The organism is Bradyrhizobium sp. USDA 4516, assembly GCF_054055915.1.
This window is the reverse complement of sequence record NZ_JBSRXT010000001.1, coordinates 615487-632459: the sequence shown is the minus strand read 5'-3', so window position 1 is coordinate 632459 and position 16973 is coordinate 615487. Positions and strand designations below refer to the sequence as shown.

Here is a 16973-nt window from a genome sequence, read left to right as displayed (position 1 = left end):
ATGGAGATTGTCATGAAGCCATTGATCGCCGGAGGACTTGCGCTGATGATGGCGACCGTATCGGCATATGCCCAAACGCCGTCCAGCGATGATCTGAATCGCCGCCTGATCGAACGCCGCGCTGTCGAGGCCGTGATCTGGGGCATTCCCGCGGTCAACACCGACCTGATGCGGCAGGAGATGCTGACCAGGACGCCGGGCAAGGTGGGGCAGGTGATCTATTGGGGGCGTCCGCTTGATTGGCACAACCAGACGCTGACGCCGAATCCGGACGCGCTGTACTTCATGACGTTCTTCGACACGCGGAATGGTCCGATCGTGCTCGATCTCCCGCCTAACGATACGAACGGATCGTTCAACGGCAATATCGTCACGGTCTGGCAGATGCCGCTCGAGGATGCGGGCCTGCTCGGCGTCGACAAGGGTGCCGGCGGCAAGTTCCTGATTCTGCCGCCGGGTTACAACGGCCCGAAGCCCGACGGCTACATCGCGCTGCAGTCCGACACGTTCGGCGGCTACATGCTTCTGCGCTCCAACCTCAAGAGCCACGGCGATGCCGACGTCCAGGCCGCGATCGCCTACGGCAAGCGCATGAAGGTCTATCCGCTGGCGCAGGCGGCCAGCCCGCCGGCGACGGTGTTCAGCGACGTGAAGGACATCGATTTCGATTCCACCATTCGCTACGATGCGGCTTTCTTCGAGCATCTGAACCGGATCATACAGGACGAACCGTGGATCGACCGGGATCGGGTGATGATCGATAGCCTGAAGTCAATCGGCATCGAGAAGGGGAAGCCGTTCGCTCCGTCCGAGGCGATGAAGGCGGTGCTTGCTTCGGCGGCGACGGAGGCGGGTGCGTGGCTGGCGGCGAAATACGACGCCGGCCTGCCGCCGTTCTTTTCCGAGACCAGCCGCTGGACCTTCCCGGCGCCGCCGGATGTCGTCAAGGCCTACGCCGACGGGTTCGCCGATCCGAACGCATACCCGACCGACAGCCGCGCTCTCGCTTACAGCTACGCCTATATCGGCATCAAGCGCCTGGGCGCCGGTCAGTTCTATGCGATCTCGATCCGCGACAAGGCGGGCGATGCCTTCGACGGCAGCAAGACCTATCGCCTCAACGTCCCGGCCAATGTTCCGGTCGAACAATACTGGTCGGTGACCGCCTACGATCGCGCGACCCATGCGTTGATCAAGAACGTCGCTCGGGCCAGCCGGTCCTCGCAAATCCCCGACCTGAAGAAGAACCCGGATGGATCGGTCGACATCTATATCGGGCCGGCGGCTCCGGCGGGACAGGAGACGAACTGGCTGCCGACCGATCCCGCGCGCAAGTTCGAGCTGATGGCGCGCTTCTACGCGCCGAAGAAGGAATTTTTCGACAAGGTGTGGAAGCTGCCCGACGTCGAGCGGATCGCCACCACAACAGGCGGTTCAACGAAATGAAGCGCCGGGAATCAGTTATCGGTACAACAGGGAGTTGCGTGATGAAGGTCCGTCTCTTGCTCGCCACCGCCGCCATTGGGCTCGTTTGCGTTATCCCGGCGTCGGCGCAAACCCAAGCGCCTTACGCGTTCGAGCGCGGCTATCCGACGGCGGATACGACCAGGCGCGCACGCGATGACGCCGACTTCCAGCGGGCGATCACCGCCTATCGGTTCTGGTATCCGACCGTGTCGGTCGAAGGCATCTTCAACGGCAACCGTGATGTCGGCATCAAGGACGGCGAGAAGATCGGCATCGCCGCCGCGGGCCCTCGTCAGGTCGGTTTCACGCTGAACTCTGATACGCCCTATGGCTCCGGCGTGATCGACGTGAGCAAGGGGCCGGTCGTCATCGAGATTCCGCCCGGACCTTATATTGGCCTCGTCAACGACCACAACCAGGGCTGGGTGCTTGATATGGGGTTGCCCGGGCCCGATGCCGGCAAGGGCGGCAAGCATCTTGTGCTGGCGCCGGACTACAAGGGTGCGGTGCCGGCCGACTATCACGTGGCGCGCTCGAAATCCTACAAGAACCTGCTGGCGATCCGTGCGCTGCCGGTGGGCGGCGACGTCAACAAGGCGATGGATGCGTTGCGTGCGCTAAAAGTCCATCCGCTCGGCAGCAACCGCAATCTCGCAGTCGTCGATACGACCAAGGAGAAGCTGGACAGCTCCTCGTTGCGCTGGGAAGACAACGGTCAGTTCTGGCAGGTGCTCAAGCGGATTGTCGACGAGGAGCCGATCGTTCCGTCGTTCCTGCCGATGTATGGGCTGCTGTCCGAACTTGGCATCGAGAAGGGCAAACCGTTCGCGCCCGACGCGCGCATGACCGACATCCTCGCGCATGCGGCCAAGGCTGGGCGCGACCAGATGCTGGTGTCTGCCTTCGACAGCGCACGGCCCGATCGCATCAACTGGCCGGATCGCAAATGGGAGTGGGTCGGCCTGACGCCGGGCAGCGCGCAATTCGAGACGCCGGCCGGCATGGATCTCGAGGCGCGCGACCGCTGGTTCGCGCAGGCGATCGTCACCTCACCGGCGATGTTCCGCCGCACGGCGGGCGCTGGTTCGCTCTACTGGATGAGTGTGCGTGACAACAACGGCGCCTTCCTCGATGGCGGCAAGAACTACACGCTGAGCATGCCGCAGCCGGTGCCCGGCAAACTGTTCTGGTCGGTCACCGTCTATGACACGGCGACGCGATCGCAGGTGCAGACCGATCAGGATCGTGGCGCGCTGCGCTCGATGTTCGAGCTGAAGGACATCAAGGGCAGCGCACCGGCGCAGCTCTATTTCGGCCCTGACGCGCCCACAGGCCACGAGGCGCACTGGATCAAGACACAACCCGGCAAGGGTTGGTTCGCCTATATTCGTATCTATGGGCCGGAAGCAGCGGCCTTCGACAAGAGCTGGAAGCCGGGCGACTTCACCGAGGTGAAGGCTGCCACGGTCGGGAGCATGAAATGATGCTGCGGAATTTCCTCTTTGGTGGCGTCCTTTGCCTCGTGGGCCAAAGTGCATCGCTCGCGCAATCGCCGGTACCCGTCACGGTCGACAATTTTGCCCGCGCCGAGTCCGATCTCTATCTGGGCAATCTCGCCAAGGGGGTCGGCCTCGGAAAGCTCAACCATCGCCGCGAGCCGGCCAGCATCGACAACCAGACCGTCATCCGGCTCAACCGCGATACGCTCTATACATCAGGGGTGTTCGACCTCGACGCCGGGCCGGTGACGATCACGATGCCGGACCCTGGCAAGCGCTATATGGCACTGCAGGTGATCAGCGAGGATCATTATGTGCCCGCGGTCTATTACGGTGCCGGCAAGCGCACGCTGACGCGCGACAACGTCGGCACACGCTACGCGGTGGTCGGAATTCGGACGCTCGTCAATCCAAACGATCCGAAGGATCTCGAACAGGTCCACGCGCTGCAGGATGCCATCAAGGTTAGCCAGAAAGGCACCGGCAAGCTCGAACTTCCGAACTGGGACCCCGCCAGCCAGAAAGCCATTCGCGAAGCGCTGCTTGCGCTCAATGATTACACCGGAGGCTTTGCGCATGCTTTCGGACCCAAGGGGCACGTCGATCCTGTCAGGCATCTGATCGGCACGGCCGCCGGCTGGGGCGGCAATCCCGACAAGGACGCCACCTATCTGAGCATCACGCCTACGAAGAATGATGGCACGACGGTCTACAAGCTGACCGTCCGCGACGTCCCGGTCGACGGCTTCTGGTCGATCAGCGTCTACAACGCCAAGGGATATTTCGAGAAGAATTCCTACGACGCCTACACGCTGAACAATATCACCGGCGCGAAGGGCCCCGACGGCTCCGTCGCGGTCCAATTCGGCGGCTGCGACGGCAAGATCCCGAACTGCCTGCCGATCACCAAGGGCTGGAACTACACGGTCCGGCTCTACCGGCCGCGGGCGGAAATCCTGAACGGCAAATGGAAGTTCCCGGAGGCGCAGGCGGTCAACTGAAGCGCGCGCGAATCCGCTACGATGCCTTGAACGAAGTGGGGAGATCAGGATGAGGATGGTCAAGAATCACAGGTGCGCCGCACTGGGCATAGCTGGCGCACTCGCGCTGTCGGCAGCGCCGCGCGCGGCGTTGGCCGATTCCGGCGGGGTCAGCTTCTGGCTGCCCGGCGCGTTCGCAAGCCTGACCGCCGCACCGGCCATGCCCGGCTGGGCGTATGAGACGATCTACATTCACCTCGACCAAAGCGCCAACGCGGGCAAGAATTTCGTCATCGGCAACCGCGTGCCCGGATCGGTCGTGGCCGGTCTCAACGCGCATGCCGACGTTCTCGTGGAAGGATTTACCTACACCTGGGCTCAGTCGGTGCTTGGAGGCCAGGCCGCCGTAACCTTCCTTACCGCGCCGGGAAATATCGGCGTCGGCGTGGACGCGACGCTGACGGGGCCGCGGGGCAATACGGTCTCGGGCGTCGCAACCGACAACCGCAACACGGTCTCCGATGTCTTCTACCAGGGCACGCTGAAATGGAATCAGGGTGTCAACAACGAGATGTTCTACATCTTCGGCAACATCCCGAGCGGGACCTATGACAGCAGCCGCCTCGCCAATCTCAGCTTCGGATTCACTGCGATCGATGTCGGCGGCGCCTATACCTATCTCAATCCGGAAACCGGCCAGGAGTTCTCGGTGCTGGCGGGCGTCACCTACAACGGAATGAACAAGGATCTGCAGTACCAGAACGGCATCGACTTTCACGTCGACTGGGGACTTTCGAAGTTCGTCGCCAAGAATGTGCATGTCGGTGTCGCCGGCTACTATTTCCAGCAACTCACCGGCGACAGCGGTGCCGGCGCGACGCTCGGTGATTTCAAGGGACGCGTCGCCGGCATCGGTCCGCAGGTCGGATTCATCCTTCCGGTGGCCGACGGCTATCAGGGCTATCTGAACCTTCGTGGCTACAAGGATTTCGCCGCAGAGAACCGGCCGGAAGGGTGGACGGCGTGGGTGACGTTCCAGCTCTCGCCGGCCGCGCCGGCTACTACACCGACGAAGCCGATCGTGCGCAAATATTAGCGGAGGCGAACGACGAGCTCGATGAGTGATGCGCGCGAGACCGGCCGGGGGCCGGTTCGTATCGGCTTCCGCACCTCGATCATCACGGTGGTCATCGCCGCGGTGCTGGTGGTCGGACTGACGCTGGTCTATCTCAGTTTCAGGCGGGTCTCGTCGATCACGCAGATGGCCGCGAGCACCTTCATCGACAAGGTGGGGCAAATCGGCGCCGATCGCATCGACGCGCAGTTCAAGAATGTGCGCGACAACCTCGAGATCCTGGCAGGAATTCCGGCCATCCAGGAGGCCGACGTCGCCGACAATGTCAGGCTCTACGCCCTGCTGGCCTCGATGCTGCGCAACAATCCGCAGATCTTCAACCTCTATGTCGGGTACGAAGACGGCTCCTTCCTTGAGATGGACGTCATCGATCGCGCCAAGCCGCAATTCCGCACGGCGCTGAATGTCGCCGCCGACGCCGTCTACCGCGTCGTCGTCATTGCCCGCTCCGGCGCGGCCGCCGCGGCGCCGGTGACGCTGTTCCTGTCCGAAAACCTGACCAAGGTCGCCGAGGTGGCGGGGCCGCACAGCTACGACCCGCGGCGGCGTCCCTGGTATGTCGATGCCTTAAAGGATCGCAAGACGCTGCTCACCGGGCCTTATGTGTTCTACGCGACCGGGGAGCCCGGCTACACGCTGCGCACGCCGCTGAGGGAGGGCCGCCGCGGGGTGGTGGCCGCTGACCTGCTGCTCAATCGCCTCGAGGAGATGCTGAGCCGGCAAAAGCTCGGAAAATCGGGACTGGCCTTCCTGTTCAACGACGCCGACCGCATCGTCGGCCATCCCGAGATGCGCGAGCTGATGACGGAACGCAGCGACGCACTGCCCCGGATCGACGTCCTCAAGCTTCCCGGCCTGTCCGCGGCGATCCAGGCCTGGCGCACCGACGGGCTCGCCCAGCAGTTCTTCACCGACGCCGACGGACGGACCCTTGTCGCGGCCTTTCACCGCATCGAGACGGCCGGTGCGGCCAACATCCACCTCGCGGTGGTCGCCCCGCTCGACGAGTTTTTCGCCAAGATCATCTCGGAGCGGCGCGCGCTGTTCGCCATCGCGCTCGGCTTTGTGATCGCGATGCTCCCTTTCGCGTTCTGGCTCGGCTCGCTGCTCGCCCGGTCGCTGCGTGAGCTGGCGCGGCAGACCGACGAGATCCAGCGCTTTCAACTCGCCGACCGGCCGCGGATGCAATCGGCCATCGACGAGATCGATGAACTGGGCCGCTCGGTGTTTACGATGCGCACCGTCGTACGCAACTTCTCGAGCTTCATTCCGCAGCCGATCGTCCGTCAGCTGATGCAGTCCGGAGCCTCGCTGCAGCTCGGCGGCATCAGGCGCGAGGTCACGGTTCTCTTCACTGACGTCGCCGACTTCACCGCGAAGACCGAGAAGGCGGACCCCTCGCAAGTCATGATCTTCACCTCGCGTTATTTCGCCGCGATGTCGGAGGCGATCATGAAACACCATGGCACCATCGACAAGTTCATCGGCGACGCCGTGATGGCACTGTGGAACGCGCCGGACGAGGATCCCGATCACGTCGTTCATGCCTGCGAGGCCGTGCTGGACTGCGTTCACCGCAATGCCGAGCTCAACCGGGCTTTCCGCAGCGAAGGCTGGCCGGCCTATGGCACGCGGTTCGGCCTGCATCTCGGCGATGCCGTGGTCGGCAATGTCGGCTCCGCCGCCCGCATGAGCTACACCGCGCTCGGCGCCACCATCAATCTGGCCTCGCGTCTCGAAGGCCTCAACAAGAACTACGGCACGCAGGTCCTGGTGAGTCAGCCGTGAAGGCGCGTGCCGAACACAGATTCGCGTTCCGCAGCGTCGACCAGATCCGGCCGAAGGGCTTTGCCGACGCGATCACGGTCTACGAGCTGTGCGGCGAACGCGGCGATTCGGAGCTGACGTTCTGCACGCGCTGGGAAGCCGTCTACAGTTCGATCCGGTACGCGGAGCCCGCCGCGGCGGCGCTGCGCATTGCCGATTTCCTGGTCGAGTACCCCTGGGATTGTGTCGCGCAGTACCATGCCGAACGGCTGCGCAACGCGGTTCAGCAACCGTTGCTTGATCTACCGGTGCCCTGAGATGCAGGGAGAGGAATTAGATCCGACCCTCGATCTTCCAGGGCCGCTTCGGTCGTCGATCGAGATTGCGCGATCGCCGATGCGATCGTTTCGGCCGCCCCCGCAACAGGGGCGCGTAACGCCGGTGGCTAGGCGGCCATCAGTTGCTGAAGCGCAACAGCCTGCTCACGGGTCTGGAATGCGATGGCGGTGTGGGTAAAGCCCGACGAGGCCTGGGTCTGCGCGATATGATTGAGGACCTCGTTGCCCTTGACCACGTGAAGATCCATTCCCTGGCCGGCCGGGAAAATCCCCAGAACGACGTCGTAGGCCTCGATGATGGCCTTCAAGGCGCCACCCTTGTCTTCCGACGCGTCGATAAAGATACGAACATCCGCGGCGATACTACGAAGTTCGTCAAAGTCGATCACTGGAAGTCTCCCATACGCAACTCACTGATCGATCCTAGCTACAACTTGCTTACTGAAACATAAATTACGCGGGTTCCTCACCGGACAAGTGTTGCTAGGCGCCGGTCGGCGGCCTCCGCTTCGCAATGCGTTTGACCGGCGCATGGGCCGGCACGGCGTTCGAGGTCTGGTCGGCCATGTGGGGAATGCGGTGCTCGATATGCGCCACGACCCGGAAGAAGCTCTCCAGCGCCTTGGCGTCGAGGCCGGCCGTGAGGTTGCTGTGCCGGCGCAGGATTTCATCCAGACTGCGATCGAGCAGCGCCACGCCTTGCGCTGTCAGCCGAATCTCGGTCCGGTTCCGGGCGTTGCCTCGCACCGGCGTCAGCTCGATCAGGCCCTTTTTCTTCAGCGAGGCCGTCTCGCGGCTGACGACGGCCTTGTCCAGTTGCGCATTGGTCCAGATGTCGTAGGCGCTTGCCGGTTCATGCTCCCTGAGAAAGGACAGCACCCGCCATTCCGCGAGCGATACGCCGTAGGCTTGCGGGAAGAAGGCATTGGCATTGGCGCGCAACTTCGCGACCAGGCTGGACAGCACCGTGGGCACGTAACGTTCGAAATCGATCACCAGCTCCGAGCCCGTGTTCCCTTGCGCGGCGCGGCGCGGGTCAGGGGCTCTGTTGCGGTTTGCGCCAGTCCGGCTCTTCATTCTTTCACGAGTTGAGTGCGCGCGATCAGGACCAACGCCGCCGCGACCAGGAGAACGCCTGTTACCACGAGGAATCCGGTGGTGAAACTGCCCGAGGCGTCCTTGGCGCGTCCGATCACGATCGGGATGGTGGCGCCTCCGATGCTGCCGATGGTGCTGACCAGGCCGATCGCGCCCGGCGCGCTCTGCCGCGACATGTAGGACTGGGGAATAGTCCAGAACACGGCCTGCGTACCATAGACACCGACATTGGCAACCATGAATCCGATGATGATCCAAACCGGCGATGTTGAAAAGGCCGCCATCGCGAAGCCGGCCGCTGCGATCACGAAGGTCATGGCCGCATAATAGAAGCGCTCACCGACATGGTCGGAGTGCCGCGACAACGCGATCATGCCGATCAGGCCGGCGACGGGCGGGATCGCGGTCACGAAACCGACCTGTGAATTCGGCAGCCCGAACGACTTGATGATTTGCGGCAGCCAGGGAAACAGCGAAGCCAGGCCGCAGAACAGGCCGAAATTGCACAGGCCGAACAGCAGCACCATCGGCTTGGTGATGGTCCTGAGCACGCCTTCGGCATGCACCACCCCGGTCGCCTTGGCGTCGCGCTCCAGCGCGCTGGTCAGCCAGTTGCGCTGCGCCGTCGACAGCCAGCTCGCCTGCTGCGGGCGGTCGGTCAGATAGAAGATGCCGACGATCCCGAGAATGACGGGCGGCAGGCCTTCGAGGATGAACAGCCATTTCCAACCCGAGATGCCGAACACCCCGTTCAGCTCGAGGATCGCGCCGGAGATCAGCGAGGCGAAGATATAGGAGATCGGCACCGCATAGTTGAACATCGCGTTGTAGCGGGCGCGGTAGCTGAACGGAAACCAGAGGCTCAGCAGCAGCATCACCCCGGGAAACAGGCCGGACTCGGCAAATCCGAGGAAGCCGCGGAATGCATAGAGGCTGAGCGGGCCCTGCGTGAATGCCATCAGCATCGTAGCGATGCCCCACAGGATCGCGATCCGCGTCAGCGTGACGCGCGCGCCGTATTTGCTGAGGATGAGATTGCTCGGGATCTCGAAGATGGAATAGGTGAAGTACATGATGCCGACCGCGATGCCGAACTTCTCGGCATTGAGCCCGAGCTCCTTGTTCATCTGCAGCGCGGCAAAGGAGATGTTTCCGCGGTCGAGAATGGCGAGGAAGTACATCGCCATGACGAACCACATCAGGCGCAGCGCGACTTTGCGGATTGTGGTGCGTTCGATCTGCGGATCGGCGGTCGTCATCGCCGCCTTGTCCATCACGACTTCGGTCATCCCTGTTTCCCCCGATTCTTGATTTTTGATGGTCGTCTTATGCGGGCAGGCAAACTTCGAGCCTGTCGCCTGTCACACGTACCGGATAGGTCCGGATGTCGATCTCGACGGGGCTGGTCAACGCCTCGCCGGTCCTGATGTCGAAGCGGCCCATATGCAGCGGGCATTCGATCTCGCAGCCCTCCAGAATGCCGTCGGACAGCAGCGCCTCCGCATGCGTGCAGATGTTGCTCGTGGCGTAGTACTCATTGCCGACGCGATAGAGCGCGATGTGGTGGCGGCCGATTTCGATGCCGTACGGCTCGCCTTCGTTCAGCGCGCTGAGTGCGGCCGCTTCGTGCCAGGTTCCCTGATCGTCCGTCATGTGCCTCTCAAATGCTGTAGAAATCGAGCGCGGTCGGGACGCGGTCGTTGACCAGCGTGATGACCTTGCGCGCGATCTTCCAGGTCTCGCCGTCACGCCGCAGCGTGTGCTCATAGCGCCCGTGCCGCAGATGCTCCTTGGCCATGCGCGGGTCGTAGACGTGGACCGAGAACACCGAATGGCAGGTGATCTGATCAGCGCCGGCTTCCGACGCTTCCAGGTTCGAGATCTGGTGCACGGTGCGCGGCAGCGGCAGCGCGGTGATCGATTTGCGCGACTCGATGCGCGCGATCCGCTCTTCCAGTCCGCGCCGCGCATCGTGGTAGAGCAACGAGACCTGCGTGTCGGGATCATTGGTGGTGGTGTATTCGTCGAGCCAGGCCGGCACCCAATAGACGGCGTTCTCGCTGTACATCGCGACCCAGTCGGCCCATTCGCCGGTGTCGAGCAGGCGAGCCTCGCGAAAGATGACCGCGGCTGCGACCGCGCGGGCATCGGTTTGCTTGATTGCGTCGGCCGCCATCACGCGGTCTCCCCGGCAGCGTGCTGCAGCAGCCTGCGCCACTCGCGATACCCGGGATGGAAATTCGTCTCGCCGCCGAAGCTGGTGGGGCCGAACGACCATTCGGAAGGGGTGATGCCGAGCTCGCGCGTGTGCGCGCTCTCGCCGTGGCCGACCTCCGCGATGCCGCGCAGATAACCCTGCGTGGGCGCGGCGGTCGTCGCGTCATAGCCGGTCTGGCAGAACTCGTACATGACGTTGTCGTCCGAGCTTGCCAGCCCGGAGGCATTGAAGAAATCTTCGTAGTTGCGGATACGAAGCGTGCGCGCCGCGGCACTTTCGCCGACCGGAGCAAGGCAATGCGACACCATCTCGGTCTTGTCGGGTGCCAGCGGCCGCCAGGTTCGCACCTGCGCCGACAGGATGTCGATGACCTGCAGGTTCGGAAAAATCGTGAGGTTGCGCTGGCGCAGCATCCATTTGGCGCGGGTGCTGCCGACGCGCTGCCGCACGGCGTCGAGACCCGCCGGATCCATGCCGAGCGGCCGGCCATAGAGCTGCGTGCGCTTGATCGACCAGTTGACGGCGTGACCGTAATCGAAGCTGAAGCTGCCTTGCCCTTCCTGCTCGCCTTCCGGCTCCGCGGTGAATCCGGCATCCGGTTCGGCGCTTGCATTGCGCTTCTTCAGGATATCGACGTAGGAGCTGTGTGTGGTCGCGAAGTGATAGTAGTCGAGACCGTTCTCGAACTGCAGCTTCCAGTTTCCATCGAACGTGTAGGTGCTGGCGCCCGGCACGAATTCGACCTCACCGCTGTCGCTCTGATCGATGATGAGGTCGAGGAACGCGCGGGTGTCGCCGAGAAATTCCTCCAGCGGCGGAACGTCGGCGGAGAGGCTCGCGAACAGGAATCCGCGATACGAGCCCAGCCGCGCGACCGGAAGAAGGTCGTGATTGCTGTTCGAGAACGACGGCGGATACTGCCCGCTCGCTTCCTCCGTCACGGAGATGTTGCGTCCGCCCGAGTCGTAGGCCCAGCCGTGATAGCGGCAGACGTGAAACTTCTGCCGGCCCTGCTTGAACGGGCAGACGATCGTTCCGCGATGCCGGCAGGTATTGAGGAAGGCACCGACTTTGCCCTCAGCGCTCCGCATCACCAGAATGGGATGCCGGCCGATATGGGTGGTGACGAAATCGTTGGGCCGAGCGACCTGGGATTCCAGGCCGATGAAATTCCACGTGGCCTCGAAGACATATCGCAGCTCGGCGTCGAACACGTCCGGATCGGTGAAGATCCGGCGATCGACTTCAAAGATGCGTTCGCCGGGGCGGTCGTCGATGAGCCGGGAAATCTCGCTCAGCCTTGCCGCATGGGTCTGCGAAGCAGCGTTCATAACGTCCTCCCTTCGACTAACCGCCGGCCGCGAAAAGTCGCCCGCAGAGCCGCTCACGGCTCGCGTCTTTTCACGGCGGGAACAGCCGGCTTGATCGCCAATCTTGGAATGACTCTATAGTTGTCATGACAACTATGGTCAAGACGGATTGGCGGGCCGGGAAGTCGGAGCCGGACGCGGTGGACGGGCCGACCGTCTGGAACGGGCGGCCGGATGCAGCGAATGAGGCCCGCGCGTACAGCGCGGAATCAGCCGATCGTTTGGAGTGGCGTACTCAGGTCTTGCGCGCCGGTGCAGTCAGGATAATTCCCTCATCGATCAGGGCGCGACAGATCTTCTTCAAGGCGGCAATCGCTTCACGCGTGGCCCGGCTCACGGGCCGTCCGCGCGGCAGCGCCAGCACGCGCTCGGCGCGCATCCACGGCAACAGCGCCGCCGACAGCACCCCGGCAGCCACCTCCTGGTGAATGCCGGAGAAGGGTAGCAGCGCGTAGCCGAGGCCAGATGCCACCATGCGTTTCATCGGTGTGCTGTTGTCGACCCGCACTGCGCACAGCATGGTCGACGGGAATGGGTTGCGGCTGAGCGGGGCCACCGCGGACGGCAGGGCGTCGAACTCCTTGCGGGTCAGCCGGCCGCGCTTCAGCAGCGGGTCGCGCGACGCTCCGATCAGGAACACCTGTTCGACGACCAGCGTCTCATAGTCGAGATGGTCGTTGGGGGATGGCGTCGTCACGATCGCCAGATCGAGTTCACCGCGCAGCAGGCGTTCGGACGCGTTCTCAGTCAGGCCCTCGCTCAGTTCGAGCCTCACGCGTGGAAACTGCCTTACGAAGGTCTGGGCCAGCGGCGGGTAGAGGATATCGCCGAGGCTCGGCGGCGCGCCGATCCGCACCGTACCGCTCGGCTCGCGGTTTTCCGTGCGCACCTCGGCCTTGATGTCGTCGATGGTACCGAGCAGCCAGCGCCCGCGCGCGAGCAGCACCTTGCCGGATTCCGTGACCGAGACACCGCGCGCGCCGCGTTCGAGCAAGGCGCCGCCCAATTCCTCCTCGAGTTCCTTGACGTGGCGGCTGAGTGCCGACTGGGCGACGTTCAGCGTGCTCGCTGCGGCGGCAAAGCCGCCACGCTCGGCGACGGCGACGAAATAGCGGATCTGCCGCAGGTCCATGACTGGCACTCCATCTCAAATCGAGATGGATACCATATCAAACATATTCTTGTGAGATACCAAAAAAGGCGCAGTCTCCTCGCAACGATCAAACGGAGGAGAGACGAGGATGGGCATCGCCACCGATGAGGCACGCCAGACGTCCGTATTCATTGCCGGCGGCGGGCCGGTCGGCCTTGCGATGTCGCTGCTGCTCGATCGCTTCGGCATCGACTGCGTGGTGGTCGAGAAGAGCCCGACGACGACGGATCATCCCAAGTCGCGCGGCTGCTGGGTCCGTACCATGGAGATCTTCCGGCAATGGGGAATCGAGCAGGCGATCCGCGACCGCGGCCTGCAGGACAACTCCGACATGTTCGTGTTCCTCGACAGCATCGCGGGACACGAGTTCGGCCGCACCCGGCCCGAACCGAATGTCGGCCATACGCCCGCCTGGAAGAGCCTGGTCGCCCAGGACGCCGTCGAGGAGGAAATCCTGCGGGTGGTCGAAAAGTCCAAACACGCCACGGTGCTGTTCAACACGTCCTGTGAATCGTTCGAGGAGACCAACAGCGGCGTCAACGTCACGACACGGTGCGAAAAAACCGGCGAGGTGACCCATTGGACGGCGACTTACCTGATCGCCGCCGATGGCGCGGGCAGCCAGACCCGGCGCAGCGCCGGGATCGAGATGGTCGGGCCCTCGACGCTGGCGGTGATGTCGAACGAGTATTGGCGTGCCGATCTGTCGCGGCTGCCGATCGCGCGCGAGGCCGCAGGCTTCATCATCGTCCCGGACAAGCCCGACCTGCCGCGCGCCGGCATCCTGAACACCAATGGCCGCGATCGCTGGCTGACGGTGACGCAAATCGGCCTGACCAAGGACGATCGCGAGCGGCCGTGGACCGACCAGGAGTTCATCGAGATCGCGCGCGGCCATGTCGGCATTCCCGATCTCGATGTCACGCTTTTGAACCGCTCGATCTGGCGGGTCAGCATGCAGGTGGCCGAGACCTTTCGAAAGGGCCGGGTGTTTCTGGTCGGCGACTGCGCACACCGCTTTCCGCCGACCGGCGGTTTCGGCCTGAACTCCGGCGTTCAGGACGCGCATAACCTCGCGTGGAAACTGGCCTTCGTGCTGAAGGGCTTTGCGAACGAAAAGCTGCTCGACAGCTATTCCAGCGAGCGACGTCCGATCGCGCAATCCAATGCCAATTTCAGCTACGGCAATCGGCTGAGATTCGGGCTGACCGATGACGCCGTGCGATCGCGCGATCCGGACCGGATCAGGTTCTGGATCAACGACATGGACAATCACCTGCACAGCATCGGGCAGAACCTCGGCCACAATTACGAGGAGGGCGCGGTGATCCCCGATGGCACCGTCGCGAAGGCCTTGAACTCCCGCTACTACACGCCGACGGATCGTCCCGGCGCGCGATTTCCGCATATGTGGCTCGAACCTTCACGCAAGAAATCGACGCTCGACTGGTTCGACAAGCAGTTCACCGTCGTCACGGGGCCGGTCGGCGGCGAGTGGCTGGAGGCGGGGAAGCAGGTGTCGGAGAAGACCGCCTTGCCGCTGTCGCTGAAACAGTTGCCGTCGGCCGATCCGGCGGACGGATTCCAACTGGGCATGCGCGGCGCCGTGCTGGTGCGCCCCGATGGACACGTGGCCTGGCGAATGCCGTGGCTGCCGTCGGATCCGGCGAAGGAATTGGCCGGCGCGCTTTCAACGCTGCTGCATTAGCGGGGACCCCGATGCAATCGTTCGAGTCCAACGGCGTCGTCACGGCGTTTGAGAAAACCGGGCGCGGCGAGCCGATCGTGCTGCTGCATGGCGGCGAGGCCGATCATGCGATGTTCGACGGCCTTGCGCCTGTCCTTGCGGCGAACTTCACGGTGATCGCCTATGACCAGCGCGACTCCGGTGCCACCCGAAACCCTCCGTCGTCCTATTCGCTGGCCGATTTGGCCGACGACGCCGCGGCCTTGGTCGGAGCGCTCGGTTACGATCGTGCCCATGTCTTCGGAACCTCGCTGGGTGGGCAGATCGCGCAGGTGCTGGCGGCCCGTCATCCCGATCGCATCGACCGCCTGATCCTGAGCAGCACCTGGAAGGTCAACAGAAGTCCACTCGACGTCAATGCGGATGTGTTCCGCAAGCTCGCTTCCTGGCGCGCGGATACCATCGCCAATGCGTCGAGGATTGCCGAGTTCTTCTTCCCGCCAGCATACCTGCGGGCGCGACCCGAACTGATCGAGATCTTCCGCGGCTCCAGCCGCGACGAGGGACAGAAGGCGCGCCGCGGCGCCTTGCTTGCGCAGCCTGTCGCCGCCGATCTGACCGGCTTCGATCGCCCGACGCTCTTGCTGGCGGGCGGTGATGACCGGCTGATCCCGAATGCGGAAACATTTGCGCTCGCCCGCGATCTTGCGCGCGTCGAGACGAAGATCATCGCAGGCGTCGGTCATGTCGCGTCGATCCAGGCCCCCGAACGGGTGGCGCAGGCGGTGACGGCATTTCTGAATTCAAACGAGAAGGCGGCTTGACAACAACAGGGGGAGACCATGGCGGAGCAAACGAGCGCAGTGCCGTTCGACGAAGCGCCGGTAACGACGCGCTATTGGCTATCGATCATCATCTTCGCCGTCACCGGCGTGGTCGATTTCTTCGATTTCTTTGTGGTCGGCTTCCTGGTCTCGGTGCTGGCGCCGAAATGGCACCTGACGTTCGGGCAGACCTCGATCATGCTGATGAGCGCCGGCATCGGGGCGATGCTGGGGGCGTTCGTCGCGGGCGTCCTCGCGGATCGTTTCGGGCGCAAGCCGCTGGCGATATCCGGCGTTCTGCTCTGCGGCCTGACCTCGGGTGCGATCGCGTTCATTCCGGAAGACGGCTGGGTTGCGTTTGCGATCCTGCGCTTCTTCGTCGGCTTCGGCCTTGCCGCCGGCGCGGCGGCGGCGGTTCCTGCTATCGTCGAATTCGCGCCGACCCGCCATCGCACGCTGGTCACGAGTCTCGTGGTCGTCCCGGTCGCTTTTGGCGTGCTGTCGGCGTCGGTGACGGCGAGCTTCCTGCTGCCACTGGTCGGCTGGCGCGGATTGGCGGCGGTCGGCTTCCTGCCGATCCTCCTCGGAATTCTGACCATGATCATCATGCCGGAATCGCCGCGCTGGCTCATCAGCAAGGGCCGCGTGCGCGAGGCGCAGGCGAGCATCCGGAAACTCTACCGGGTCGGTGGCGAGTCCTTCGTGCTGCCTGCGCTGCCGCCGGCGAGCCCGGCGACATTTGCCGATCTCTTTGCCGAGCAGCGGCGCTTCTGGCTGACGGTCCTGATCTGGTTCGGCGCCAGCACGGCGAATTACGGCGTGTTCCTGTGGGGGCCGACGATCGTGGCGCTTCTGCTCGGCGTCGCGCCCCAGGATGCGGCAAAGATGTTCATCTATGTCAGCCTCGCCGGCGTGCTCGGCCGGACCGGCTTCGCCTTCCTCGCCCATCGGATCGGCCGCAAGCCCTGTGGTCAGTTGATGGGCTACGGCACCGCGGTTTCGCTGGCGCTCGCCGCCTATTTTCACAACGACTTTGCCGGCTCGGTACCGTTGTTCCTGGTCTTCCTGATCGTCGGCGCCGTGTTCTTCGATGGCGGATTTTCGAACATCGGACCCTATCCGGCGGAAATCTTCCCGGTTCAGCTCTCGGGACGCGCAGTCGGCCTTGCCCAGCTCTCGAATGGGATCGGCAAGATCGTAGGTCCCCTGTGTCTCGCATTGATCGCCGGCGCGGATAATCTCGTGCATCCAAGTGCGACCGCCGCGGCGGTGACGCCGGCGTTCTGCTTTCTTGCCGGCGCGGGCCTCCTGATCGGCCTTGCCTTTACGTTCCTCGGCGTCGAGCCGCACGGGCGCCCGGTGGTTCTGTTTGGCGAAAACGCGAGCGCGAGCGCCGCACCGAAATCGCTGGCCGCAAAACCGGCCGCGGGACAGTGA

Annotated in this window: 16 protein-coding genes; 9 read left to right on the top strand and 7 right to left on the bottom strand. The window is 63.8% G+C overall.

Features of this window, described 5'->3' with window-relative positions; translation table 11 throughout:
• Positions 1–12 precede the first annotated feature (12 nt).
• The 6 genes from ACVI1L_RS02925 to ACVI1L_RS02900 are packed head-to-tail and all read left to right on the top strand — an operon-like array spanning position 13 to position 7165.
• On the top strand, positions 13–1446 hold the full coding sequence (locus ACVI1L_RS02925) for a DUF1254 domain-containing protein (RefSeq protein WP_456782249.1): 1434 nt from the start codon (positions 13–15) through the stop codon (positions 1444–1446).
• Positions 1447–1487: 41 nt separating this feature from the next.
• On the top strand, positions 1488–2951 hold the full coding sequence (locus tag ACVI1L_RS02920; RefSeq protein ID WP_456782248.1) for a DUF1254 domain-containing protein: 1464 nt from the start codon (positions 1488–1490) through the stop codon (positions 2949–2951).
• On the top strand, positions 2948–3967 hold the full coding sequence (locus ACVI1L_RS02915) for a DUF1254 domain-containing protein (RefSeq protein ID WP_456782247.1): 1020 nt from the start codon (positions 2948–2950) through the stop codon (positions 3965–3967). The genes ACVI1L_RS02920 and ACVI1L_RS02915 overlap by 4 nt, the downstream gene beginning before the upstream one ends.
• Before the next feature lie 49 nt (positions 3968–4016).
• Complete coding sequence (locus ACVI1L_RS02910) at positions 4017–5042, top strand: SphA family protein (protein ID WP_456782246.1); 1026 nt, start codon at positions 4017–4019, stop codon at positions 5040–5042.
• Positions 5043–5063: 21 nt separating this feature from the next.
• A complete protein-coding gene (locus tag ACVI1L_RS02905) occupies positions 5064–6869 on the top strand; it encodes a cache domain-containing protein (RefSeq protein ID WP_456782245.1) in 1806 nt (601 codons plus the stop codon).
• Entirely contained in the window at positions 6866–7165 is a 300-nt protein-coding gene (locus ACVI1L_RS02900) for a hypothetical protein (RefSeq protein WP_456782244.1), read from the top strand. Before ACVI1L_RS02905 ends, ACVI1L_RS02900 begins: the two co-directional genes overlap by 4 nt.
• A 128-nt stretch (positions 7166–7293) precedes the next feature.
• On the opposite strand, the gene ACVI1L_RS02895 is transcribed toward ACVI1L_RS02900, so the two are convergent.
• The 7 genes from ACVI1L_RS02895 to ACVI1L_RS02865 form a co-directional block, all read right to left on the bottom strand.
• On the bottom strand, positions 7294–7575 hold the full coding sequence (locus ACVI1L_RS02895; RefSeq protein WP_057021052.1) for a hypothetical protein: 282 nt from the start codon (positions 7573–7575) through the stop codon (positions 7294–7296).
• Between the two features lie 94 nt (positions 7576–7669).
• Complete coding sequence (locus ACVI1L_RS02890; RefSeq protein WP_316396294.1) at positions 7670–8182, bottom strand: MarR family winged helix-turn-helix transcriptional regulator; 513 nt, start codon at positions 8180–8182, stop codon at positions 7670–7672.
• Between the two features lie 77 nt (positions 8183–8259).
• Positions 8260–9573, bottom strand: coding sequence for an MFS transporter (locus ACVI1L_RS02885; RefSeq protein ID WP_057021050.1), 1314 nt, complete (start codon positions 9571–9573; stop codon positions 8260–8262).
• A 37-nt stretch (positions 9574–9610) separates the two neighbouring features.
• Entirely contained in the window at positions 9611–9937 is a 327-nt protein-coding gene (locus ACVI1L_RS02880; RefSeq protein WP_229190483.1) for a non-heme iron oxygenase ferredoxin subunit, read from the bottom strand.
• Between the two features lie 7 nt (positions 9938–9944).
• Positions 9945–10460: an aromatic-ring-hydroxylating dioxygenase subunit beta gene (locus ACVI1L_RS02875; protein ID WP_229190482.1), complete on the bottom strand. Its 516-nt coding sequence runs from the start codon at positions 10458–10460 to the stop codon at positions 9945–9947.
• Positions 10460–11833, bottom strand: coding sequence for an aromatic ring-hydroxylating oxygenase subunit alpha (locus ACVI1L_RS02870; protein ID WP_456782243.1), 1374 nt, complete (start codon positions 11831–11833; stop codon positions 10460–10462). Before ACVI1L_RS02870 ends, ACVI1L_RS02875 begins: the two co-directional genes overlap by 1 nt.
• 274 nt (positions 11834–12107) lie before the next feature.
• Positions 12108–13004 carry a LysR family transcriptional regulator gene (locus tag ACVI1L_RS02865; protein WP_456782242.1) on the bottom strand — a complete coding sequence of 299 codons (897 nt, stop codon included), beginning with the start codon at positions 13002–13004 and terminating at the stop codon, positions 12108–12110.
• A 109-nt stretch (positions 13005–13113) separates the two neighbouring features.
• Here ACVI1L_RS02865 and ACVI1L_RS02860 point away from each other — a divergent pair, with 109 nt between their 5' ends.
• The 3 genes from ACVI1L_RS02860 to ACVI1L_RS02850 are packed head-to-tail and all read left to right on the top strand — an operon-like array spanning position 13114 to position 16973.
• Positions 13114–14733: an FAD-dependent monooxygenase gene (locus ACVI1L_RS02860; RefSeq protein WP_456782241.1), complete on the top strand. Its 1620-nt coding sequence runs from the start codon at positions 13114–13116 to the stop codon at positions 14731–14733.
• Positions 14734–14744: 11 nt separating this feature from the next.
• The gene (locus tag ACVI1L_RS02855; RefSeq protein ID WP_456782240.1) at positions 14745–15536 is read left to right on the top strand and encodes an alpha/beta fold hydrolase; all 792 of its coding nucleotides are present in this window, start codon (positions 14745–14747) and stop codon (positions 15534–15536) included.
• A gap of 18 nt (positions 15537–15554) precedes the next feature.
• Positions 15555–16973, top strand: a complete 1419-nt coding sequence (locus ACVI1L_RS02850) for an MFS transporter (RefSeq protein WP_456782239.1) — start codon at positions 15555–15557, stop codon at positions 16971–16973.

What these genes read in the sequence shown, in the direction of transcription:
- ACVI1L_RS02925 (WP_456782249.1), top strand. Translation starts at nt 13, where the DNA reads ATGAAGCCATTGATCGCCGGAGGACTTGCGCTGATGATGGCGACCGTA.
- ACVI1L_RS02920 (WP_456782248.1), top strand. Translation starts at nt 1,488, where the DNA reads ATGAAGGTCCGTCTCTTGCTCGCCACCGCCGCCATTGGGCTCGTTTGC.
- ACVI1L_RS02915 (WP_456782247.1), top strand. Translation starts at nt 2,948, where the DNA reads ATGATGCTGCGGAATTTCCTCTTTGGTGGCGTCCTTTGCCTCGTGGGC.
- ACVI1L_RS02910 (WP_456782246.1), top strand. Translation starts at nt 4,017, where the DNA reads ATGAGGATGGTCAAGAATCACAGGTGCGCCGCACTGGGCATAGCTGGC.
- ACVI1L_RS02905 (WP_456782245.1), top strand. Translation starts at nt 5,064, where the DNA reads ATGAGTGATGCGCGCGAGACCGGCCGGGGGCCGGTTCGTATCGGCTTC.
- ACVI1L_RS02885 (WP_057021050.1), bottom strand. Translation starts at nt 9,573, where the DNA reads ATGACCGAAGTCGTGATGGACAAGGCGGCGATGACGACCGCCGATCCG.
- ACVI1L_RS02880 (WP_229190483.1), bottom strand. Translation starts at nt 9,937, where the DNA reads ATGACGGACGATCAGGGAACCTGGCACGAAGCGGCCGCACTCAGCGCG.
- ACVI1L_RS02875 (WP_229190482.1), bottom strand. Translation starts at nt 10,460, where the DNA reads ATGGCGGCCGACGCAATCAAGCAAACCGATGCCCGCGCGGTCGCAGCC.
- ACVI1L_RS02870 (WP_456782243.1), bottom strand. Translation starts at nt 11,833, where the DNA reads ATGAACGCTGCTTCGCAGACCCATGCGGCAAGGCTGAGCGAGATTTCC.
- ACVI1L_RS02865 (WP_456782242.1), bottom strand. Translation starts at nt 13,004, where the DNA reads ATGGACCTGCGGCAGATCCGCTATTTCGTCGCCGTCGCCGAGCGTGGC.
- ACVI1L_RS02860 (WP_456782241.1), top strand. Translation starts at nt 13,114, where the DNA reads ATGGGCATCGCCACCGATGAGGCACGCCAGACGTCCGTATTCATTGCC.
- ACVI1L_RS02855 (WP_456782240.1), top strand. Translation starts at nt 14,745, where the DNA reads ATGCAATCGTTCGAGTCCAACGGCGTCGTCACGGCGTTTGAGAAAACC.
- ACVI1L_RS02850 (WP_456782239.1), top strand. Translation starts at nt 15,555, where the DNA reads ATGGCGGAGCAAACGAGCGCAGTGCCGTTCGACGAAGCGCCGGTAACG.